Origin of the sequence: Archangium sp., from assembly GCF_045802675.1 — a bacterium.
In the GTDB taxonomy this organism is placed as follows: Bacteria; Myxococcota; Myxococcia; order Myxococcales; family Myxococcaceae; genus Archangium.
Genome location: NZ_JBJMQO010000053.1, coordinates 1 through 20717, shown reverse-complemented (window position 1 = coordinate 20717; position 20717 = coordinate 1). Strand labels below are relative to the sequence as shown.

Sequence of the window (20717 nt, the reverse complement as noted above, 5' to 3'; positions counted from 1 at the left end):
CTCAGGCCTCCTTCTCCCGGAGGGGACTCTCCGTGCGCTCGCGTTCGGCCTTCGCCTCCATTGCCTCCTTCAGCTCGTGGTGCAGCTCCTTCACCTCGCTGATGGGCACCGGCGGGACGAACTTGAGGAAGAGCATGAAGAGCGCGCCGAAGAAGCCCATCGAGCCGAACAGCAGCCCGAAGTCCACCCACGTCGGCGAGTAGTGCTCCCAACTGCGCGGCAGGAAGTCATGCGCGAGCGAGGGGACGATGATGCTGAAGCGCTCGACCCACATGCCCGCGTCCACCGCCAGCGCGGCGAACCACACCACCACCATGTTGTTGCGCAGCCTCGCGGACCAGAACAGGTGCGGCACCAGCACGTTGGAGAACATCTGGAACCCGAAGAGCCAGCCCCACGTGCCCGTGCGCTTGAAGGCATACGCGGCCATCTCGAATTCGTCGCCGCTGTACCAGGCGAAGAAATGCTCCTGCAGGTAGCCGTACGAGACCATCATCCCCGTGGCCAGCAGCAGCTTCGTGAGGATGTCCACGTGCTTGTCTGTAATCACATGGCCGATGCCCAGGGGCTTGCGCACCGGGAGCAGCAGCGTGAGCACGAGCGCGATGCCCGAGAAGATGGCCCCCGCCACGAAGTAGGGCGGGAAGATGGTGCTGTGCCAGCCGGGCACCTGGGCGATCGCGAAGTCGAAGCTGACGATGGTGTGCACGCTGAGCACCAGCGGCGTGGCCAGTCCCGCGAGCAGCAGGTAGCCCGTGCGCCAGTGGTGCCAGTGCCTCGCCGAGCCCGTCCACCCCAGCGAGAACACCGCGTACCAGAACTGTCTCCGGGGCGTGGTGGCCCTGTCCCGCGCCGCGGCCAGGTCCGGCAGCAGCCCGAGGTACCAGAACACCAGCGACACGGTGAAGTACGTGGTGATGGCCACCAGGTCCCACGGCAGCGAGCTGCGGAAGTTGGGCCACACGCGCATGGTGCTCGGGTAGGGAATCAGCCAGTAGGCGACCCACGGGCGGCCCAGGTGCAGCAGCGGGAAGAGGCCCGCCTGCATGACGGCGAAGAGCGTCATGGCCTCGGCGAAGCGGTTCACCGACGCGCGCCACTTCTGCTGGAAGAGCACGAGAATCGCCGAGATGAGCGTGCCCGCGTGGCCAAACCCGATCCACCACACGAAGTCGATGATGCCGAAGGCCCACGCCACCGGCATGTTGTTGCCCCACGCGCCAATGCCCGTCGTGAGCGTCACCGTGACGGACAGCGCGAACACGCCCGTGCCCCCGAGGCACAGGAGGAACAACGCCCACCACACCCGCCCCGCCCGCCGTTGCACCGGCTGGAGCAGCGAGCCCGTCAGGCTCTCCGCGCTCTGCGCTCCCTCGATGAGCGGAATCGGCTCGAGCGGATCCTTCGTGGGAGTCTCTGAGGCCCGGCTCTCAGCCATGCTCGAGCTCCGGGTTGGGGTTCTTGATGCGCGCGAGGTACGCCGTGCGCGGGCGCGTGCCCAGCTCGTGCAGCACCGCGTAGTGGCGCACGTCCCGGTGGCGCCGGAACACCTCGGACCCCACCGCGTGCAGCGAGCCGAAGACGATGGCCTCCGTGGGGCACACCTGCGCGCACGCGGACTGGAGCGAATCCGTGTCGATGGGCAGGCGGGCCTTGCGCGACTCGATGCGGGCCCGCTCAATGCGTTGCACGCAGTACGTGCACTTCTCCATCACCCCGCGCGAGCGCACCGTGACGTCCGGGTTGTAGCGCAGCTTGTCCAGCTCGCCCTGCTTCGGGTGGTAGTCGAGGTAGTTGAAGCGCCGCACCTTGTACGGGCAGTTGTTCGAGCAGTACCGCGTGCCGACGCAGCGGTTGTAGACCATCTCGTTGAGGCCCTCGTCCGAGTGGACGGTGGCGTTCACCGGGCATACGTACTCGCACGGCGCCGCCTCGCAGTGCTGGCACATCATCGGCTGTGGAATCGCGTGCGGCTCGTCCGGCGAGCCCTCGAAGTACCGGTCCACCCGCAGCCAGTGCATCTCGCGCCCGCGCTTCACCTGCTCGGGGCCCACCACCGGGATGTTGTTCTCCGCCTGGCACGCCACCGTGCACGCCCCGCACCCGATGCAACGGTTCAGGTCCACCCCCATCGCCCACTGGTACGGCTCGTCGTACTTGAACGGGTCGTACAGCTTCTCCACGTCCCCCTTGAGGTGCTCGAGGTAGTGCGGCTTCTTCTTCTCGAAGTCCTCCAGCGTGTCCTGGATGGCGATTTCGCGCCCCTCCATGGACCAGTGCTCCTGCGACGTCGCGAGCCCGCCCTTGCCCTCCACCTTCTCCACCTGGAGCCCGTCCGCGAACCACGGCGCGTCCACGTGCCGCAGCAAGTACGCGTTGACGCCCAGCACCCCGAGCTTCTCGGTGTCGTCGTCGAGCCACTCGCGGCCCCAGCCGAGCTCCAGCGTCACCGTGTCGTCCGCGTGCCCGGGCAGCACGAACACCGGCGCCTCCAGCCAGCGTCCGCGCAGCGTCAGCTTCACCTTGCCCCGGGGCTCCAGCTTGAGGCGCTCGGCGGTGCGCGGGCTCACGAGCGCCGCGTTGCCCCATGCGAGCATCGTCAGTGGGTCCGGCAGCTCCTGCAGCCACGGGTTGTGGAAGAAGCGCCCGTCGTGCACCTTGTAGCCGGGCACCAGGTTGAGCTCGAGCCCCTGTGAGGCTTTGCCCGCGAAGGCCCGGACGCTCTCCTCCACCGCGCCCGCGTCCAGCGTGGCCGTGACGGCCGGGGCCGCGGTGTCTGGGATTGTCCCCACCGCGAGCCACTGGTCCCACGCATCCTCGAAGAGCGCGCCGCCTCCGCCCCGCTGCCTCGCGTGGTGGCCCTTCACCAGCTCGTACGCCGTCCGCTCCGCCACGCCCGCGAAGGGCGCGAGCACGTCCAGCTCCGTCACCCCCTGGAACAGCGGTTGGATGAGCGGCTGGAGGATGCTCACCGTGCCGTCCACGGCTCGCGCATCGCCCCAGGACTCGAGCACGTGCGCCGCCGGGAGCACCCACTCGCTCTGCTTCGCCGTGTCGTCCTCGCGGAACGCCAGGTACACCGAGTTGGGCACCGCGCTCACCGCCGCGCCTGGTGTTACCCCCACCGGCGCCGTGGACACCGGGTCGAACGCCGTCACCACCAGCGTGTCCACCCGGCCCGCGCTCGCCGCCTCGGAGAGCTCGCGCAGCACCTCGGGGCCGCTGCGCACCGCGTCCACTCCGGGCTCGTGCAAGGTGATGAGGCGACGCTGGCTGCCCAGGGCCTCGTTGAGCAGGTGCGCCACCGCGTGCACTCGCGGAGGTTGTCTCGGGCCCGCCACCACCACCGAGCGGTCCCCGTTGCGCAGCAGGTCCGCCGCCACCGCCCGCGCCTCCTTCGCCTTCTCCGGCCACGCGAGCTCCACGCCCCGGAAGCGCGAGAGCACGGCCTTGTCCCCAGCCTGCCGGGCCACTTCGCCGAGCACCGCCAGGGCGAAGCGCTCCACCTCCGAGGGCCTCAGCCGGAAGCGGTGGTCCGCGTTCATCCCCGTCACGCTGTAATGGCTCTCCGCCACGTACAGCCGGCTCATGGTGTCTCGGTCGGGCGTGCGCGATTGGATGAGCTCACGCGCCTCGCGCAGGGCGAACGGGCCCTGGGTGAGGAAGTCCGAGTCCAGTGACAACACCACGCGCGCCTCGTCGTAGCGCACGCGCGTCTCCAGCGGCCGGCCGAAGGCGAGCCTCGCGCCCTCGTACACGTTGTCCCGGGGAAGGGCGTGGTACGTCTCCACGCGCGCCCTCGGGTAGCGCTGGCGGATGCGCTCCACCAGCTCTCGCCGCGTCGGCGAGGACGAGGGCTCCAGCAGCAGCCACAATCCCTCTCCGCCCGTGGCCTCCAGGCGGCGCGCGTGCTCGCGCTGCTGCTCGAGGTACGTCTGGAAGGAGCGCACGGTGCCGCGCTGCTTCACGCCTCGGGTGCGCGCGGGGTCGTAGAGGTCCACCAGCAGCGCTTGCGCCAGATGGTTCGTCGCCCCGAGGCTCGCCGGGTGGTCCGGGTTGCCCTCCACCTTCGTGGGCCTCCCCTCCCAGCTCGTCACCACCAGGCCCGCGGCGTAGCCCTCGTGCATCCAGGCCGTGGCGTAGGCATTGGGGACGCCCGGCGTCACGTCTGGCGGCTGGTACGTGTACGGCATCACCTTCTCCGCCGGCCGCTTGCACGCCGCGAGTCCCGCCAGCGCCGCCGTGGTGCCCGCGAGCTTCAAGAAGCGCCTGCGGTCCAGGCCCTGGGGCGGCTCGGTGGCGCCCGGAGGGAATTCACGCGCGGCGTGCTCGGGCGGGTTGTGCAGGGACTCGAGGCTGCGCCAGGCGCGCGGACGTTCCGCGTTCCCCCCGGCACCGGGGTCCTGCAGGACGGGCAGCGGGTAGCGGTCGGTCAGCGGTGACATGTCGTGCAGTTCGTTCGAGGGTGGACGTCGTAGGTGCGCGCCAGTTCCTCGGCGGGCGGGTCATTCGGGCGCGGCTGCCAGCGCATGGAGGTGATGGCGTCGCGCGGGCGCAGGTTCGGCGTGGGGTTCCGGTGGCACTCGAGGCACCAGCCCATGGAGAGCGGGTGCGCCTGGGTGATTTCAGGCATCAGGTCCACGCGGCCGTGACAGGTGACGCAGCCCACGCCCTTGCTCACGTGGATGGAGTGGTTGAAGTAGACGAAGTCCGGCAGGTCGTGGACGCGGTTCCAGGGAATGGGCCGGCCGGTGAAGTAGTACTGCCGTACAGGCTCGAGCAGCGGACTCTGGGTCCATATCTGCGAGTGGCAGTTGAGGCAGGTGGACACCGAGGGGTAGCCGGCGCTGGAGGAGACCTCGACGGTGTTGTGGCAGTAGTGGCAGTCGATGGCCTCGTCGCCCGCGTGGTGGCGGTGGTCGAATTGGACGGGCTGGGCGACGGGTTGGCGCATGTTCTGCGCCAGGGGGCTGCGCGCGTAGAGCCACAGCGTGAAGACGGCGAGTGCCGGAGTGGCCAGCAGGCCCAGGGCGGCGACTCGGGCCAGGGTGTTCGCGCGTCGTGTGAAGATCCAGGCCATAGAGCGCCTCGGACACCGCGCGCGAGCGAGCGGCTCCGAAGGGCTCAGACCCTAGAGAGGGCCACCGGAGGCAACAATCACCGCGTCCCGGGGGCTTCCAGTTGTGAACCGAGACACCGTGTGAACTGTCTGGAATCGCGCGTCGGCCCGAGGGCCTGTACCCGGGGATGGGGGCTAGGATTCCTCGGGCGTCGACGCCAGGGGCTGCTCGGCGAGCCAGACGCGCACTTCGGCAATGAAGCCGGGAACGGACCTCGCGAGCCCCTCGAGCAGTTGGTCGAGCGTGAGCGGCGGGTTGCGCTTGTCGGCGGCCTGCTGCGTGAGCACTCGCACCAGCGCCTCCGGGCTCAAGTCGAACAACCCCTGGAGGAAGGAGTCCGCATCTTGGGCTTCCATGCCCTCGGGCAGCGTGCGGAAGTCGGCGAGGTTGTTGGTGACGATGACCTGCGCGCCCGCCACGTGCGCCGCCGCCACCACGTGCCGGTCCTTCGGGTGATTCAACATGGAGGCGATGAGGTGCTGGTAGTCTCGAACCTCCGCCGAGGGAAAGGCCTTGCGCATCGCCTGGATGAGACGCGCGGCCCCCTGTGCGTCATACCGGCGCGAGCGCACCAGGTTGCGCTCCAGTTCCAGCAACACATCCGCGCTCCAGTACACCTGGACGAGCCCTGTCTCCGCGGCTCGCAGCAGCGTGTCGCGAAGCGCCGATGGAAAAAGGACGTTGGTGTCCAGGAAGACGCGGAAGATGGCGGGGAACACGCAACCCCCATCACTCGTCGTCGGGCTCACCGAGCCGCTTGAAGCTCTCGGGAGCGTCGCCGAAGTAATCGCCCGCGTCCTCGCTCAGGTGCGTCAACTCGCGCAACGCCGTGCGCCTTCCGGCATCACGTTTCCTCTTGTAGGCGAGCACGTCCGCCGCCAGCACCCGGCGGTGTTTGCCCTTGGCCGGACGGGTGAATGGGATTTCGCCGGCTTCCAGCAGATCCACCAGATGCTGGCGGGAGACGTTGAGGAGATCCGCCGCCTCCTGCGTCGTCATCTCCCGGTGGAGTGGGACGACACTGACGGGCTCGCCACGCGCCAACGCCGCGGTGATGTCCCGAAGCAGCAAGAGGAGCTCTGGAGGAAGCTCGATTTCCTCTCCGTTGGGAAGCGTCAGGCGAGGCTTGCGGCCCATGTCACGGACTGGCTCCAGCAGGCGGGCGCTGATTCGCTCGGCAACGCCACGCTTCTCCACCGGCAGGTCCACGGGATCGTTGAGTTGAAACGGCAGCATCCTCGTCCCTTTCCCTGCCGAGCCCGAAGCCTCGCTTCGCTCGGGCTACCACCTCCGTGATGTAAGGAGAATTCGCTAAATTCGCAACGCCCCGTCGCCTCCTCCAGGATTCCCCAGAGAGGCGACGGCCAGATATAGCGCTACAGAACTTATCAAATCAATAAGATACACAGACTACTCAGGAGAGGTTCTCCTTCAGCACCGCGGCGCTCTCCTTCAGTGCCTGCTTCGTCTGCGCCAGCGGCTCGCCCGGCAGCGTCCGCAGCCCCACGAGGCCCAGCGCCACCGAGCCTCCCAGCAGTCCGAGCCCCGCCAGCACCACGCCGCGCACCGGGTTGCGAGGCAGCGCCATCGCCGCCGCGAGCACCAGCGCGCTCAGCCCTGTCATCCCCATCCACGCGCTCGCGCCCAGCAGCAGGCTGCCCTTGCCCACCTCCCGCGCGTCCTCCTTCATCTCCGTCTGCGCCCGCTGCATCCCCGCCCTCGCCACCCGCCGCCCCTGCGTCATCAGCTCCGCCAGGATGGATGGGCTCGCTCCCTGCTCGTTCCTCTCGTCCATGTGCTCCTCCGTCTCGCTCCCGTTCACACCGCGTACCGCTCCGCATCCTGCCGCTTGAATTCCAGGCCCATGCCCGGCCTCGTCAGGTCCGGCGTCAGCGCTCCCTTCACCGGCTTGCGCGCCCCGTCGAAGAGCAGGTGCTCGATTCGCACGTGGTCGTGGAAGTACTCCAGGTGCACCAGGTTGCGCGCCGCGCAGGCCACGTGCAGGTGCAGGCCCGGCGCGCAGTGTCCCGACAACGGCACCTGGAAGGCCTCGCACAGCGCGTCCGCCTGCAGGAAGCCCGTCACCCCGAGGCACCTCGACGCATCCGCCTGCAGCACGTCCACCGCCTGCGCTCCCAACATCCTCCGGAAGTAGATGGCGTCCCAGCCGTACTCCCCCGCCGCCACGTTCATCCCGCTCGGAATGCGCTGCCGCAGCAGGTGCAGCCCCTCCAGGTCGTCGCTCGACACCGGCTCCTCGAACCAGACGACTCCCGCCTCCGCGAAGTCCTCCGCCATCACCAGCGCCTGCTTCGCCGTGTACGCCCCGTTCGCGTCCACGAAGAGCTGCGCGTCCGGGCCAATCGCCTCGCGCGCCGCCCACACCCGGTCCCCGTCCAGGTCCGGGTGCCGGCCCACCTTCATCTTCACCCTCGCAATCCCCTGCTCCACCCAGCCGGCCAGCTGCTCCTTCAGCCGCTCGACGGAGTACGAGGTGAAGCCCCCACTGCCATAGACGGGCACCCAATCCCTCGCGGCCCCGAGCAGCCGCACCAGGGGCACCTCCAGCAGCCGCGCCTTCGTGTCCCACAGCGCCGCGTCCACCGCCGAGAGCGCCATGGCCCCCAGCCCCGGCCTCCCCTTGTTACGCACCCGCGTGAGCAGCGACACCATCCGCGCCGGCACGTCCATCACGTCGTGGCCCATCAGCTCCTCGGACAGCGAGCGCTGGATGAGGCTCGCCGCCGCCGCGTCCGCGTACGTGTAGCCGAGCCCCCGCTTGCCTCCCGCCGTCAGCTCCACCACCACCAGCGTCGTGCTGTTCCACTCGGCGGTGCCATCCGCCTCGGGCGCATCCGTGGGAATCTCGTACGCCCGAGCTTCGCATCGCTCGATGGGCACCACCTCGCTGCTCCTGTGGCCCATATGACCGCTCCCCTCGCGTCGTCCCTCACCGTAGGGACGGCCCGGGGTGGACCGCAGCCCTCGCCGCTCGTCCGCTCCCTCTCCGAGCCACCGTGACGGCCCGAGCCGGCCGCTGTCGCACGAGCCCCCGAGATGTCTTCCAGCCGCGCCTCCTCGCGTGGGCCCGTGGCCGCGCTAGGTGGCTGACAGCAGCTTGGCCCCCCAGGAGGAAGCCCGAGCCCGCCTGGCGCCGCTCACAGCACGACGAGGGTGCTCAGCAGCGCCAGGCAGTACCAGTAGGTGAAGAGCAGGTACGTGCGGTGGTCCGCTTCCCTCGTGCGCCAGCACACCACGCGCACCGAAATCACCCAGCACATCAGCGCCAGGCCCGCGTCGAACGCCACCACCGCCGGCGTCAGCCCCAGCGGCTCCATCAGCACCCCGTGGATGACGAACGGCAGCAGCGCGAACAGCCCCGCCAGCACGGCCCGCGTCCGCTTCTCCCCGAACACCAGGGGGAACGTCTTGCGCCCGCTCGCCCGGTCTCCCTCCTGGTCCCTCAGGTCCTGCAGCGACACCAGCACGAACACCACGCTCGCCAGCACCCCCATCCACCGCCACACCACCGGCGTCAGCGGCGCCACCAGCCCCCACGCCGCCCCCAGCTGCGTCACCACGCCCAACCCAATCAGCAGGTTCTTCGCCCACCACTTGCGCGCCCCGCCCCCATCGTTGTGCAGCACGATGATGAGCTCCCACAGCAGCGCCCACGGCCCCACGCCGAACGCCCACCCCACCGCCGCGAACAGCCCCATGCACACCCGCCACCGCCACCGCGTCCCCTCCACCGTGGCCTCTCCGCTCACCAGCGGCCGGTGCGGCTTGTTCAGCCGGTCCTCCTCCACTCCCACCAGCTGGTTGGCCAGGCCGAACGTGTAGGCGAACAGCCAGAAGTAGAGCGCTCCACGCGCCAGCGCCGAGAGCAACTCCGCGGGCCCCAGCCCCACCTGCCGGCCCGCCGCCCCGAGGAACAGCAGCGCCGGCACCACCGCCGACGACGCATCCCCCGCCGTGAAGCGCCAGCTCAGCCACAGCTCCCTCCGCACGAGCCGCAACCCGCCCACCCGCTCCGCGTCCGGCTCCACCGCCAACGCGCTCCGCACCATCGCTCCCGGCTGCATGGCTTCACCCACCCCCGGGCTCGCTCGGCTCGCGAGCTCCTCCCCAATCCTATCGCCTCCCCGTGAGAGCCGCGCTCCCCGGCCAATCCGCTCTCCTCGCTCTTCCAGTCTCACGGCGACTTTCCGGACAACCGGCCTACCGCTCGTCCGGCGGCGTCGAAAACTGACACAATGGCCGCCATGGCTCCTTCTTCCCTCGGGCACGAGTTCACGCCGCTGGACGAGCACTTCCTCCAGGACCCCTTCCCCTTCTACGCCCGGCTGCGCCGCGAGGCCCCCGTCACCCTGGCGCCCGCCTTCCACTTCTGGCTCGTCAGCCGCTACGCCGACGTGCAGAGCGTTCTCAAGGACGCGCGCACCTACAGCTCGCGCGACGCGCTCCGGCCTCCCGTCGAGCTGCCTCGCGAGGTGATGGCCATCCTCCAGCCCGCCGGCTACCAGCCCGAATACCCCCTGCTCGGCGATGACCCGCCCGCCCACACCCGCGTGCGCGCCCTCGTGGGCAAGGCCTTCACGATGGCGCGCGTGAGCGCCCTCGAGCCGCGCATCCGCGAGCTGTGCCGCAACGCCCTCGACGTGCTCAAGCGCGGCGGCCGCAAGGCCGAGGCCGTCTCGCGGCTCGCCTCGCCGCTGGCCATGAGCTTCATGACCGAGCTGCTCGGCGTCCCCGCCTCCGACGGCGAGCGCATCAAACGCTGGTGCGACGACGAGAAGCTCTTCTTCATCCCCATCCCGCTGGACCAGCACCTGCGCGCCGCCCGCGGCGTGGCCGACTTCCGCCGCTACCTGCGCGAGCTCGTGGAGGACCGGCGCCGCTCCCCTCGCGATGATCTCATCACCTCGCTGCTCGAGGCGCGCACCGAGGGCGAGCGCCCGCTCAACACCGACGAGCTCGTGGCGCTCGCGTGCGTGATGGTGTTCGCCGGCCATGAGACGTCCACCAACCTCATCTCCATCCTGCTGCACCACCTGCTGCGCCAACCCGGCGTCTGGCAGGAGTTGCGCCGCGCGCCCTACCTCATCCGCAACGCCATCGAGGAGACCATCCGCTACGACTCGCCCCTGGTGGGGATGATGCGCACCACGACGGCGCCGGTGACGCTCGGGGGCACGGCGCTGCCCAAGGGCGAGCGGCTCTTCCTGCTCTTCGCCTCGTCCAACCGCGACGAGTCCGTCTTCGACAACGCCGAGCGCTTCGACATCCACCGCGCCAGCGCCGTGCGCCACCTGGGCCTGGGCAACGGCATCCACTACTGCGTGGGCGCGCAGTTCGCCCGGCTCGAGGCGCAGGCCCTCCTGGAGCTCCTCGTCGAGCAGCTGCCCGACCTGCGGCTGGTGCCCGGTGAGCGCGTGCCCTACCTGCCCAACCTCGTCCACCGCGTGCCCCAGCAGCTGCACGTGGAGTGGGGCGCCTAGCCCCCCGCGGCCCCCACCCCGGCCCCCACTGTCGGCTGGTTGAAAAATCGCAGCAGGGCTCCTCCTTTTTCTCGATAGAACCTTTTAGCCCTGCTAAAGCTGGAGGTCCAAGCAAACGGGGACTCCATGCAAAACGCTCACGACGCCTTCCTGAAGACGCGCTTCTTCGCCGGACTGGACGGACTGCGCTGCTTGAGCATCGTCTCCGTGGTGGCCTACCACGTCATGGGCCACCAGAGCGTGGCGAGCCGGGGCTACCTGGGCGTGTCGCTCTTCTTCGCCATCAGCGGCTTCCTCATCACCACGCTGCTCTTGCGCGAGCGCGACAAGGTGGGCCACATCTCGGTGCGCGGCTTCTTCGCCCGGCGCGCGCTGCGCATCTTCCCGCTCTACTACGCGGTGCTCGGCCTGTACGCGCTGCTGGTGGCCTTCACCGAGAAGGACGCGGCCACGCGCGGCGAGTTCTTCCAGCACCTGCCCTCGTTCCTCACCTACACGTCCAACTGGTTCGTCCCGCGCGCCCCGGACAAGCGCGTCATCTTCTACTTCGCCTGGTCGCTGGCCACCGAGGAGCAGTTCTACCTGGTGTGGCCGCTGGTGATGGGGCTGGCGCGGCGCGCCTGGGTGCCGGTGGCCTTCATGGGCGGCCTGCTCGCGGTGGCGCTGGGCGCTCCCCTGGCCGTGTCCGCGGGCTGGCTCGAGGCGGGCGCGCTCGGCACGCGCATGCTCACCAGCGTCTCGGTCTCCATCTGCCTGGGCTGCCTCGCCGCCCATGCCGCGCACTCGCCCTCGGGCTTCGGCCGCCTGTACCGGGTGCTCGGCCAGAGCTGGAGCGTGCCCCTCTTCGCCGTGCTGCTCGCGGGCGCGGCCCTGTGGCGCGGCTGCCCCTCGTGGCTCTCCTCGCTCGTCATGACGGCGCTCGTGGTGGCCACCTGCATCCGCGAGCGCCAGCCGCTCTCGTCCCTCTTCTCCCACGCCTGGGTGCGCTACGTGGGCACCGTCAGCTACGGCGTCTACCTGCTGCACATGCTCGTGCTCAACGCCGTGCGCCGCGCCGTGCCGGGCCAGGGCGTCGCCGTGCACCTGGTGCTCACGCTCGCCGTGAGCGTCCTGGCCGCTACCCTCAGCCACCGCTACTTCGAGCGCTGGTTCCTCCAGCTCAAGGACCGCTTCGACTGGCGCGGGGCTCCCGCGAAGCTTCCCGCCCCCGCCCCCGTGCGCCCGGCTCCCGCGCCGCGCCCCCACGCTCCCGCGCACGCCGAGCCCGCTCCCGGGGTGCTCGTCGGACTGGGCGAGGCCTGACACTCGCCGCACCTCGCCGCCTCCAGGTCCTTGCTTCCGGCAACGTCAGACGCTCCGCGTAGGGTGTTGCTTGGAAGCGGGTGGACCCCGAGGTGCGGCATGAGCTGGATCATCTATCTGATGGGCGCGGCTGGCTTTGACTCGGTGCGGGACTTCCCCGAGGGCTGGTCGCCTCCGCCGCTCGGGCCCCGCGAGGCCGTCATCCGCCGGCTGCGCGAGGCGCTCCCCACCGTCGTCTTCCCCACGCTGGCCGAGGGCACCTACCACGGCGAGGGTTTCTCCATCACCCTGGAGCTCGGCCCCTGGGAGCCGACGCCGCGCGTGAAGCTCCTCGTCCACGGCACGGGGGACGAGGTGCTGGCCCTCATCGGCCAGGTGGCCGAGGTGCTCGAGGCGCGCGCGCTCGACACGGGCCTGGGGGACTTCATGCGCTTCGACAAGGACCCGGACACCGGCCGCCACGTGTGGCGCGACGCCCCCAAGCCGGGCGAGTGGATGGCGCCGGCCTGAGGCACGGCCGGGGCACGGCGAGCCTGCGGGCGGGCCCTCCCCCCTTCCTTGCGCTGCGTGCGAGCCCTCCCACCTTCAGCGGGGGAGGGCAGGAGAGGAGGGCACATGGGGCAAGCCATTGGACACACGCGCTGGGCCATCGCCGAGGGCTACATCCCCAGCGAGAGCACCGGGCCCGAGCCCGCGATGACGAGCCACGAGACGGCCTGCCTGCTCAACACGGGGGACACGGACGCGCACGTGGAGCTCACGCTCTACTTCGCGAACCGCGAGCCCGTGGGCCCCTACCGCGTCACCGTCCCCGCGCGCCGCACCCTGCACCTGCGCTTCAACGACTTGGAGGACCCGGCGCCCGTGCCCCGCGACACCGACTACGCGAGCGTCCTCGTGTCGGATGTGCCCCTCGTCGTGCAGCACACCCGGCTCGACTCGCGGCAGGCGGAGAACGCGCTGCTGTCCACGGTGGCCTTCCCCGTGCCCTCCTGAGGGCCTGTTGGCTCGCATGCTGCCCGGGAGGACGGCCCCGGCCCGCGTTGCCCCCCGCTGGGATGCTCCCCACGGTTCTCCAGAGCGGGTGCGCGGCGCCTCGTGGCACCCAAAGGAGCGGCCATGGCCAGGATGATTCGTGAAGTGATGACGCGCGACGTGGAGGTCATCAACCCCAATGACACCCTCCGCGACGCCGCCGAGAAGATGCGCAGCCTCAACGTCGGGCCCCTCCCCGTGTGCGACGGCCAGCGGATTCTGGGGATGATTACCGATCGCGACATCGTCGTGCGGGCCATCGCCGTGGGCAAGGATCCCAACTCCACCCAGGTGTCCGACGTGATGAGCTCCGGCATCGAGTACTGCTTCGACGACGACGCCACCGAGGGCGTCCTCGAGCGCATGCGCGACAAGCAGATCCGCCGGATGATCGTCGTGGACCGGAACAAGAAGCTGGTGGGCATCATCGCGCTGGGCGACCTGGCCGGCGAGGTGAGCGAGAGCAAGGTGGGCGAGGCCCTCGAGGGCATCTCCGAGCCTGGCGCCCCCAACATCTGACGGCACGGGCCCGGGCCCGCATGAGCACCGGCCGTCACCTTCCGCCCCTCGGGCGGGCAGGGCACCTGTCACCGGGTTGCCCGCTCGCCGGGGGGCTTCGTGTTTCCAACGCTCGCCCGCCCTCCAGTCAGGGAGCACCCGCCGCCGTCCCTCGGCGGGCGTTTCGCTGGGTTCCGCGCCCCAGAGTCCGCATCTTTCCCGAAGAGCGAGGTGTCACGTGCGCGGAGCCCTCCGAATCGCCACCCTGCGAGGCATCCCCATCCGGGTGCACTACTCCCTGCTGCTGTTGCTGCCGCTGCTCGCCGTGCTGATGAGCCGGCAGTTCGCCAGCGAGGCCGTGACGGGCGGCGTGCCCGCGGAGCGCGTCCTGGGCGTCCCCCTGCTGTGGGGCCTGGGGCTCGCCGTGGCCCTCTTCCTCTCCGTGCTCCTGCACGAGCTGGCCCACTCCTTCTACGCCCGGAGCAAGGGCGGCCAGGTCTCGGACATCACCCTGCTCATCATCGGCGGCGTGTCGCGCATCACCCGCATGCCCGAGGGCTCCCGGCACGAGGCCCTCATGGCGCTCGCGGGCCCCGCCACCAGCCTGGGACTGGGCGCCCTGTTCCTCGCGGCCGCCGTGCCGCTGAAGCACGCGCCGTCCGCCGCCCTGTACGAGGCCGTCGCGTACCTGGGCGGACTCAACCTCGTCCTCGGCCTCTTCAACCTGGTGCCCGCCTTTCCCATGGACGGCGGCCGCATCCTGCGCGCGCTCCTCACCGGCCGGCTCGGCCACCTGCGCGCCACCCAGGTGGCCGGGACGATTGGCAAGGGCTTCGCCCTGTTCTTCGCCTTCGTGGGCCTCTTCGGGGTGCCGGGCCTGTCCCGGGGCATCAACCCCGTGCTCCTCCTCATCGCCGTCTTCGTCTACCTGGGGGCCGACAGCGAGTCGCGCCAGGTGCTCATGCAATCCCTGCTCAACCGGGTGCGCGTGGGCGAGCTGATGGTGGCGCGCACCGCCGCGGTGGACGCGGGGGACTCGCTGGTGGACGTGGCCATGCGCATGCGGGCCGAGCAGCGGCGCACGCTGCCGGTGGTGGAGGACGGGCGCGTGGTGGGCCTGGTGACGCTGGCCACCGTGCGGCAGGTGCCGCCCTTCCAGCGCCTGCGCGTGCGGGCGCGCGAGGCGGCCCTGCCCGTGCCCCCGCTCACCCCCGAGTCCACCGCCTGGGAGGCGCTGAAGGAGATGGGCCAGCGCCGGCTGACGCTTCTGCCGGTGATGCGGGACGGCGCGCTGGTGGGCACCATCACCCAGGACGACCTCATCCGCCGCCTGGAGCTGCGCGAGCTGGAGGACACCCACCTCCACGGCCCCTGGGACCTGGGCCCTCCCGGACGCGAGTCCCCCACCTGAGCGCCCCGGCCCTCGGCCGCCCCCGCCTCCCGCGCCCTACCGGGAGAAGCCGAGCGCCCCGGCGAGCCCCGCGAGCGCCTGGTGCTCTCTCGCGCGCACCCGGCCCAGCAGGCCGAGCAGCCCGTTGGAGGCCCTCGCCACGCGCCAGCCCACCTCCCACAGGCAGCGTTGGAAGCGCAGGGCCTCGCCGAGCCCCAGCCGCTCCGCCACGCGCGCGCACAGCGGACGCAGGGGCTCCAGGTCGGGCGGCTCGCCCAGGCGCTCCGGCCCGAGGTGCTCCAGCTGCCCCAGGGCCTCGCCATACACGCGCCCCACCAGCGGGCTGACGGAGTACTGGCCCGCCCACAGCACGCGCCGGCACGCCTCGCGCTCGCGTGGACGCACCGGGCCGTCCACCGTCGCCACCCACAGGAAGGCCCGCAGGGGCGCGTCGTGGAGCAGCCGCCACTCCTCCCCGGAGAAGCCACAGCGGGAGAAGGCGTGCGCCACCGGGCGGGCCGCTCCCGCGTCTTCCTTCGGCGCGAGGAATGCCACGTCTCGCGGCCCGTCCCGGACAGGCCACAGCGATTGGTCCATGCGTCCCTCGAACCCGTCTGGGTTTCCACTCCCCGCGTCAGCGGCCGGGAATCCGCGCGCGAGCGCCCCAATCCCCGGCGGTGTCCGCCGACGCCCCACTGGCCGCGCATGGTAGGGATTCACTCCCGCCCGAGAAATCGGCCCCGGCCGTGACGCGCCGCAAATCCGACACCCGCCCGGGCCCCGTGTGCAATGCCTGTCATCCGCGCGCGCCACGGCCCGCCCGCCTCGTGCTCCCCGGAAAATCCTCTCAACATGTGAGGCGGGAGCGCCTCGGGAAATGGAAAAGGACGCCCCTTCCCCGCGAGGACGGGCTGATAGGCTTCGCGCCCCATGCGAAGACTTCTCCTCTCCGTCAGTGCGACGCTGTGGCTGGGACTCGGCACCGGGTGCGCCAGCGCTCCGGGCGCCCGCTCCTCTTCCGCCCCCTCGGCCACCGCCACCGGACGCGGCGGCGCCGCCGCCACCGTGGACGAGCGCGCCACCGCCGCCGCCCTCGAGCTGCTCAAGGCCGGAGGCAACGCCGTCGACGCCGCCGTGGCCGCCGCCAGCGTGCTCGGCGTCACCGACCCGTACTCCTGTGGCATCGGCGGCGGCGGCTTCATGGTCGTCTACCTCGCCCAGGACAAGCGCGTGTACACGCTGGACCACCGCGAGACGGCGCCCCAGGCCCTCGAGCGCTCGCGCTTCTACGAGAACGGCGGCCTCGTTCCCTTCGACGCGCTCGTCACCAGCGGGCTGTCCGTGGGCGTCCCCGGCTCGCTCATGGGCTGGAGCGAGGCCCTGCGCCTCTACGGCTCGCGCCCCCTGTCCGACGTCCTCCAGCCGGCCATCCGCGTCGCCGAGCAGGGCTTCGACGTGGACTCCACCTTCTTCGAGCAGACGCGCCACAACGTCTCGCGCTTCCGCGACTTCCCCAGCACCGCCACGCTCTACCTCGGCCCGGACGGGCAGCCCTGGCCCGTGGGCTCCACCTTCAAGAACCCCGGCCTGGCGAGGACGTACCGGCTCGTCGCCCAGGGCGGCGTCCCCGCCTTCTACCGGGGCGAGCTGGCCCAGGCCATCGTCGACACCGTCACCCACCCGCCCGTGGCCCCCGGCGCCTCGCGCACGGTGCGCCCCGGCGTCATGACGCTGGATGACCTCGCGCGCTACGAGGCCCTCGTCCGCCCGCCCGTGACGAGCTCCTACCGCGGCTACACCCTGTACGGCATGGGCATGCCCACCAGCGGTGGCCTCACGCTCGCCCTCACGCTGAATCTGCTCGAGGCCTATGCGCCCACGAAGCTGAGCCGCGCCGACTTCCTCCACCGCTACCTGGAGGCCTCGCGGCTCGCCTTCGCCGACCGCAATGCCTTCCTGGGCGACCCCGCCTTCGTCTCCGTCCCCGAGGCCGGGCTGCTGTCTCGCGACTACGCGGCCCAGCGGCGCGCCACGCTCGACCTGACCTACGCCTCCAAGGGGGCCGTGGCGCCCGGCAATCCGTTCGCCTTCCAGGAGCCGGCCCCCGCCCCACACACGTCCCTGCCCGAGGTGAAGCGTCCCGCCGCCGAGGAGTGGGTGCTCAACAAGGAGACCACGCACATCACCACCTCGGATGCCGCGGGCAACATCGTCTCGTACACCTGCACCATCGAGAGCGAGGGCGGCAACGGCATGGTCGTCCCCGGCTACGGCTTCCTGCTCAACAACGAGCTGACGGACTTCGACCTGCCCGCCTCGCCCGAGCTGCCCCACCCCAACGCGCCCGCGCCCGGCAAGCGGCCGCGCAGCAGCATGAGCCCCGTGCTCGTCTTCAAGGACGGCGTGCCCGTGCTCGCGCTCGGCAGCCCCGGCGGCTCCACCATCATCACCACCGTGGGGCAGACGCTGGTGAACACGCTCGATTTCGGCATGCCGCTCGAGCAGGCGCTGGCGGCGCCGCGCGTGTCCCAGCGCAACTCGCCCGACAACACGAGCCAGGCCGAGCCCGAGTTCATCGCCTCGCCCGAGGCCGCCGCGCTCGTCGCGCTCGGGCACCGGTTCACGAACGCGGGGCCGATTGGCGCGCTCACCGCCATCCGCTTCAACCCCGATGGCACCGTGACGGCCGCCGCCGAGCCCCGGCGCCGCGGCGGGGGCAGCGCCAGGGTCGTCACGCCGGTGAAGTGAGGTGAGCCGGGCGGGGGACGAAGAGCCTCAGGGTCCTCGGGCCTTGAGGCGCTCCAGCTCCCGCTGCAGCTCCGCCAGGCGCCGCTCCGATTCCTCCTCGCGCCGACGCACTTCCTCGGCGAATCGCCGGGCCTCCTCGTCGCGCTGGCGCACCTCCTCGGCGAGTTGCTGGGACACCTCGTCCGCCCGCCGCTGCATCCACTCCAGCTGCACCTTCAGCCGAGCAATCATTTCCTCCGGCTCGAGCAGCAGGGCATTGCCCGCCCAGAAACGCAGCTTCGTGCCTTTGAGCCGCAGGTCCAGCCCCAGAATCTCCGAGGAGTACCCGCCCCGGCTCGGCTCCATCGGCACGTACTCTCTCGCATCGGGCGAGGGCAGCCGGTACGCCTCCAGCCGCTCCCGGGCCCGGTCGTAGATGAAGTACTCGGGAATGCCCAACCGGGCGTAGCGCCGCACGTTGTCCTCGGCGGCTTTCTCGCGATCGCCGCCCACGTGCAGCTCCATCACCCAGTCGAGCCCCTTGCCCTCATGGCTCACCACCCACTTGCCCCGCTCGTGCGGCTCCACGTCCAGCACCACGAGCAGGTCCGGCGCGAAACGCCTCTCTCCCGGGTAGTAGATGGGCAGCTCCGCGCTCACGTACACCCGGCGGCTCCGCTGGAAGTAGCCACGGAGTGCTTCCCACGCATGCCGCCGCCCCTCGGTGTGCAGGTCCCCTTCCGGCATCGGCATCTCCTCCCACGTCACCTCATTGGGAAGAGACTCCACCACCCGCGCTCGCTCCTCCTCGCTCATCGCCTCCCACTGCTCCTGGGTGGGGGCTCGGGGGAAGGCATCCACGTCACTCCGCCGCTCGTGCTCCATACCCAGGTAGGGTGGGGCAGGTGACCTGAAAGGTCAACCTCCCGGTCCCGGATGACATGGCCCCTCGGACATGGCTTGCTCTTCCCCCGCCATGTCCGACGCCTACAAGCCCCCGGTGCTGCTCACCCTCGGCTACTTCCTGTTGAGCTTCTTCGCGGCCGGCTCCATTGCCCTGGGGCTCGCGGACATCCTCACGCGGGGCATGTCCAACTTCGAGGGCGGTCGCGGCATCGCGGCGGCGAATCAAGTGCTGTTCTGGTTCATGCCCGCCCTGATGGGCCTCTGGGCGGTCTACCTCTGGGTCCGCAAGACCGACATCCGCGCCATCTCCGCCACGTTCGCGCTCGGAGTGACGGCGCTGCCCAGTCTCATCATGCTCACCAAGATCCTGTTCTAGCCTCTACCCCGCCCGCTTCTTCGGGCTCGCGAAGGGGGCCAGCAGGTCCGGCCGGTCCACTAGGCAGCGCAGCGCCCGGCCCGCGTAGCCCTCCAGCCGGTCGATGAAGGCGAAGTCGTGCTCGTCCCCCGCCTCGTGCGCCAGCTCGTGCAGGATGATGCCGAGCGTCCGCGGCTCCAGCGGGTCCTCCAGCCGCACCGCCCCCTTCATGTTCACCCGCAGCAGCCGCCGCTCCCGGTCGTACTCCGCATCCACGTGCGCGCTCGGGTCGCGCACCTTGCGCTCGAAGAACTCCACCCCCACCTCGCGCCCCGTCAGCTCCCTCGACAGGCACCGCACCAGCCCCACGAAGCGCTCGGCCTTCGCCCCCGGGTACACCCCCACGTCCCTCGGCGGGCCCTCCATCCGCTCCACGTACGCGTCCGCGCTCTCCACCCACGTCTCCAGCTGCGCCAGCGCCGGCGGCGGCATCGCGCTCAGGTCCACCACCTTCGCCCCCAGCTGCTTCGCCCGGTCGTCCACCCGAGGCCCCACCGACAGCACCGCCCTCGGCGGCAGCACCTTGTCCACGTACGCCCCCAGCGCCTCCTCCCCCAGCGTGAAGTGCGCCAGCACCTCCATCACCCACGCCCCCGACAGCTCCTCCCGGCTGAGCTCCGGCGCCAGCGACTCGAGCAGGATGGCCGCCAGCGTGCGCTTGTACCCGTCCCTCGCCGCGTCGCGCTCGGCCGCCAGCGGAATGCGCTGCTGCACGTCCACGTGCCACGGCAGGTGCAGCGGCTCCACCGGCAGCCCCAGCTCGAAGAGGTGCGGCGTCTCCCCGGGCCTCGGGTGGTAGAGGTCCACCCGCGCCCCCCGCTCCACGTAGCGCTCCACCCCCCGGTGCAGCTCCACCGTCTCCAGCGGGCAGTCCTCCAGCGAGTCCTTCGCCCTCGGCGGCCGCACCGCCCGCCCGTTGAGCACCAGCTCCACCCCCGGCGGCACAATCGTGAGCCGCAGCAGTTGCAGCGCCGCCTCGCGCTCGCGCTCGCTCGTGCGCCGGAAGAGCCGCAGGCACGTGCCCACCTCGCGCCGGTTGGGCTTCACGCTGCGCCCCGAGTCGTCGAAGACGAGCGTGCGCCCCACCGTCTCCACCTCGGCGCGGTCGCTCGCGGCGATCATCTCCTTGAGGCCCCGGCCCTTGCGCCCGCGCCACGTGGGCGGCGTGTCCTTCTCCCCGAGGAACACCGTGAAGGCGAACTCGTCGCGCGCCAGGCCCGCGGGCGCGTCGTCCTCGATGCGGACCTCGTCCGCCTCCAGGCGCACCTTCACCCGGCGGGCGCGCTGGTCGAACGCGTTCTGCAGCGCCTCGCGCACCAGCTGCCCGAGCGGCCGGGCGCGGTTGGAGCGCCTCCAGCCTTCCTCCGACAGCTCGAACCACTCCGCACGACCGTTCCGCGCCTGGCTCATCCGAAAGTCTCCGGGCTCCGGGCTCCCGCGAGCGCATGAGCCGCCGCGAGGCCAACGGGCAATCTCGGAGAACACCTCCGGGCGCTCGGCTCTTCCGTCCCGTGTGCCTCGGGGGCCAGGCGAGCGGGCGCTCGGAGTCTCCCGCCAGGCCGCACGGGCAGGGGCTCGACCCGGGAGGCCCGCTCCCCTCACCCCATCAGGCTCGAAGGGCACCACATCCGGTTTTCTCCCCAGGCCCGGCGTCCCACTCCGGGTCCACCGCCCAACGGAAGCCCCCACCCGTCCGGCCTCCGACAGTCCCGCCCCCCGAGTCCCGCTCCGGTACCGGTGTCGCCTCCCCCACGGTTTCGCACGCGGAAGCAGCCGACCCGGCGTGCGGTGGCGCACGAGGGGCTCGCGCGCCGGGGCGGGGT

General features: G+C 71.1%; 19 protein-coding genes. 8 read left to right on the top strand and 11 right to left on the bottom strand.

Translation table 11 applies throughout. From position 1 onward, the window contains the following. Window position 1: 1 nt before the first annotated feature. The 8 genes from nrfD to ACJ8AN_RS16380 form a co-directional block, all read right to left on the bottom strand. Window positions 2-1438 (bottom strand): NrfD/PsrC family molybdoenzyme membrane anchor subunit, encoded by a 1437-nt coding sequence (gene nrfD / locus ACJ8AN_RS16415; RefSeq protein WP_407756306.1) that lies wholly within the window; start codon window positions 1436-1438, stop codon window positions 2-4. Next, a complete protein-coding gene (locus tag ACJ8AN_RS16410; protein ID WP_407756305.1) occupies window positions 1431-4445 on the bottom strand; it encodes a TAT-variant-translocated molybdopterin oxidoreductase in 3015 nt (1004 codons plus the stop codon). Before ACJ8AN_RS16410 ends, nrfD begins: the two co-directional genes overlap by 8 nt. Continuing rightward, window positions 4433-5080 (bottom strand): cytochrome c3 family protein, encoded by a 648-nt coding sequence (locus ACJ8AN_RS16405; RefSeq protein ID WP_407756304.1) that lies wholly within the window; start codon window positions 5078-5080, stop codon window positions 4433-4435. The genes ACJ8AN_RS16410 and ACJ8AN_RS16405 overlap by 13 nt, the downstream gene beginning before the upstream one ends. 174 nt (window positions 5081-5254) lie before the next feature. After that, entirely contained in the window at window positions 5255-5839 is a 585-nt protein-coding gene (locus ACJ8AN_RS16400; protein WP_407756303.1) for a PIN domain-containing protein, read from the bottom strand. Window positions 5840-5849: 10 nt separating this feature from the next. Beyond that, the gene (locus tag ACJ8AN_RS16395; RefSeq protein ID WP_407756302.1) at window positions 5850-6356 is read right to left on the bottom strand and encodes an excisionase family DNA-binding protein; all 507 of its coding nucleotides are present in this window, start codon (window positions 6354-6356) and stop codon (window positions 5850-5852) included. A 178-nt stretch (window positions 6357-6534) separates the two neighbouring features. Continuing rightward, entirely contained in the window at window positions 6535-6915 is a 381-nt protein-coding gene (locus ACJ8AN_RS16390; protein WP_407756301.1) for a phage holin family protein, read from the bottom strand. Between the two features lie 23 nt (window positions 6916-6938). After that, a complete protein-coding gene (locus tag ACJ8AN_RS16385; protein WP_407756300.1) occupies window positions 6939-8045 on the bottom strand; it encodes an enolase C-terminal domain-like protein in 1107 nt (368 codons plus the stop codon). 233 nt (window positions 8046-8278) lie between these two features. Continuing rightward, the gene (locus ACJ8AN_RS16380; RefSeq protein ID WP_407756299.1) at window positions 8279-9205 is read right to left on the bottom strand and encodes a UbiA family prenyltransferase; all 927 of its coding nucleotides are present in this window, start codon (window positions 9203-9205) and stop codon (window positions 8279-8281) included. Window positions 9206-9385: 180 nt separating this feature from the next. Between ACJ8AN_RS16380 and ACJ8AN_RS16375 the strand changes: the two genes are divergently transcribed. The 6 genes from ACJ8AN_RS16375 (at window position 9386) to ACJ8AN_RS16350 (ending at window position 14867) form a co-directional block, all read left to right on the top strand. Beyond that, window positions 9386-10621 (top strand): cytochrome P450, encoded by a 1236-nt coding sequence (locus ACJ8AN_RS16375; RefSeq protein ID WP_407756298.1) that lies wholly within the window; start codon window positions 9386-9388, stop codon window positions 10619-10621. A 126-nt stretch (window positions 10622-10747) separates the two neighbouring features. Beyond that, the gene (locus tag ACJ8AN_RS16370) at window positions 10748-11923 is read left to right on the top strand and encodes an acyltransferase family protein (RefSeq protein ID WP_407756297.1); all 1176 of its coding nucleotides are present in this window, start codon (window positions 10748-10750) and stop codon (window positions 11921-11923) included. Window positions 11924-12022: 99 nt separating this feature from the next. After that, entirely contained in the window at window positions 12023-12433 is a 411-nt protein-coding gene (locus ACJ8AN_RS16365; protein WP_407756296.1) for a hypothetical protein, read from the top strand. A gap of 105 nt (window positions 12434-12538) precedes the next feature. Continuing rightward, a complete protein-coding gene (locus ACJ8AN_RS16360) occupies window positions 12539-12919 on the top strand; it encodes a sensory rhodopsin transducer (protein WP_407756295.1) in 381 nt (126 codons plus the stop codon). Window positions 12920-13042: 123 nt separating this feature from the next. Further along, window positions 13043-13477 carry a CBS domain-containing protein gene (locus tag ACJ8AN_RS16355; RefSeq protein WP_407756294.1) on the top strand — a complete coding sequence of 145 codons (435 nt, stop codon included), beginning with the start codon at window positions 13043-13045 and terminating at the stop codon, window positions 13475-13477. 217 nt (window positions 13478-13694) lie between these two features. After that, complete coding sequence (locus tag ACJ8AN_RS16350; RefSeq protein ID WP_407756293.1) at window positions 13695-14867, top strand: site-2 protease family protein; 1173 nt, start codon at window positions 13695-13697, stop codon at window positions 14865-14867. Between the two features lie 36 nt (window positions 14868-14903). On the opposite strand, the gene ACJ8AN_RS16345 is transcribed toward ACJ8AN_RS16350, so the two are convergent. Further along, entirely contained in the window at window positions 14904-15443 is a 540-nt protein-coding gene (locus tag ACJ8AN_RS16345; protein WP_407756292.1) for a hypothetical protein, read from the bottom strand. 333 nt (window positions 15444-15776) lie between these two features. On the opposite strand from ACJ8AN_RS16345, the gene ggt reads away from it, so the two are divergent. Continuing rightward, window positions 15777-17594, top strand: coding sequence for a gamma-glutamyltransferase (gene ggt / locus ACJ8AN_RS16340; RefSeq protein ID WP_407756291.1), 1818 nt, complete (start codon window positions 15777-15779; stop codon window positions 17592-17594). A 27-nt stretch (window positions 17595-17621) separates the two neighbouring features. Here ggt and ACJ8AN_RS16335 read toward each other — a convergent pair whose 3' ends face one another. Beyond that, window positions 17622-18458, bottom strand: coding sequence for a Uma2 family endonuclease (locus ACJ8AN_RS16335; protein ID WP_407756290.1), 837 nt, complete (start codon window positions 18456-18458; stop codon window positions 17622-17624). A 70-nt stretch (window positions 18459-18528) separates the two neighbouring features. Here ACJ8AN_RS16335 and ACJ8AN_RS16330 point away from each other — a divergent pair, with 70 nt between their 5' ends. Then, on the top strand, window positions 18529-18855 hold the full coding sequence (locus ACJ8AN_RS16330; protein WP_407756289.1) for a hypothetical protein: 327 nt from the start codon (window positions 18529-18531) through the stop codon (window positions 18853-18855). A 3-nt stretch (window positions 18856-18858) separates the two neighbouring features. Here ACJ8AN_RS16330 and ACJ8AN_RS16325 read toward each other — a convergent pair whose 3' ends face one another. Beyond that, on the bottom strand, window positions 18859-20304 hold the full coding sequence (locus ACJ8AN_RS16325; protein WP_407756288.1) for an ATP-binding protein: 1446 nt from the start codon (window positions 20302-20304) through the stop codon (window positions 18859-18861). Between the last annotated feature and the right edge of the window lie 413 nt (window positions 20305-20717).

Excerpts from the sequence above, each read along its gene's own strand:
- ACJ8AN_RS16375 (WP_407756298.1), top strand. The coding sequence starts at position 9,386 with ATGGCTCCTTCTTCCCTCGGGCACGAGTTCACGCCGCTGGACGAGCAC.
- ACJ8AN_RS16395 (WP_407756302.1), bottom strand. The coding sequence starts at position 6,356 with ATGCTGCCGTTTCAACTCAACGATCCCGTGGACCTGCCGGTGGAGAAG.
- ACJ8AN_RS16410 (WP_407756305.1), bottom strand. The coding sequence starts at position 4,445 with ATGTCACCGCTGACCGACCGCTACCCGCTGCCCGTCCTGCAGGACCCC.
- ACJ8AN_RS16325 (WP_407756288.1), bottom strand. The coding sequence starts at position 20,304 with ATGAGCCAGGCGCGGAACGGTCGTGCGGAGTGGTTCGAGCTGTCGGAG.
- ACJ8AN_RS16365 (WP_407756296.1), top strand. The coding sequence starts at position 12,023 with ATGAGCTGGATCATCTATCTGATGGGCGCGGCTGGCTTTGACTCGGTG.
- ACJ8AN_RS16355 (WP_407756294.1), top strand. The coding sequence starts at position 13,043 with ATGGCCAGGATGATTCGTGAAGTGATGACGCGCGACGTGGAGGTCATC.
- ACJ8AN_RS16345 (WP_407756292.1), bottom strand. The coding sequence starts at position 15,443 with ATGGACCAATCGCTGTGGCCTGTCCGGGACGGGCCGCGAGACGTGGCA.
- ACJ8AN_RS16380 (WP_407756299.1), bottom strand. The coding sequence starts at position 9,205 with ATGCAGCCGGGAGCGATGGTGCGGAGCGCGTTGGCGGTGGAGCCGGAC.
- ACJ8AN_RS16405 (WP_407756304.1), bottom strand. The coding sequence starts at position 5,080 with ATGGCCTGGATCTTCACACGACGCGCGAACACCCTGGCCCGAGTCGCC.
- ACJ8AN_RS16330 (WP_407756289.1), top strand. The coding sequence starts at position 18,529 with ATGGCTTGCTCTTCCCCCGCCATGTCCGACGCCTACAAGCCCCCGGTG.
- ggt (WP_407756291.1), top strand. The coding sequence starts at position 15,777 with ATGCGAAGACTTCTCCTCTCCGTCAGTGCGACGCTGTGGCTGGGACTC.
- ACJ8AN_RS16390 (WP_407756301.1), bottom strand. The coding sequence starts at position 6,915 with ATGGACGAGAGGAACGAGCAGGGAGCGAGCCCATCCATCCTGGCGGAG.
- ACJ8AN_RS16360 (WP_407756295.1), top strand. The coding sequence starts at position 12,539 with ATGGGGCAAGCCATTGGACACACGCGCTGGGCCATCGCCGAGGGCTAC.
- ACJ8AN_RS16335 (WP_407756290.1), bottom strand. The coding sequence starts at position 18,458 with ATGGAGCACGAGCGGCGGAGTGACGTGGATGCCTTCCCCCGAGCCCCC.
- ACJ8AN_RS16385 (WP_407756300.1), bottom strand. The coding sequence starts at position 8,045 with ATGGGCCACAGGAGCAGCGAGGTGGTGCCCATCGAGCGATGCGAAGCT.
- nrfD (WP_407756306.1), bottom strand. The coding sequence starts at position 1,438 with ATGGCTGAGAGCCGGGCCTCAGAGACTCCCACGAAGGATCCGCTCGAG.
- ACJ8AN_RS16370 (WP_407756297.1), top strand. The coding sequence starts at position 10,748 with ATGCAAAACGCTCACGACGCCTTCCTGAAGACGCGCTTCTTCGCCGGA.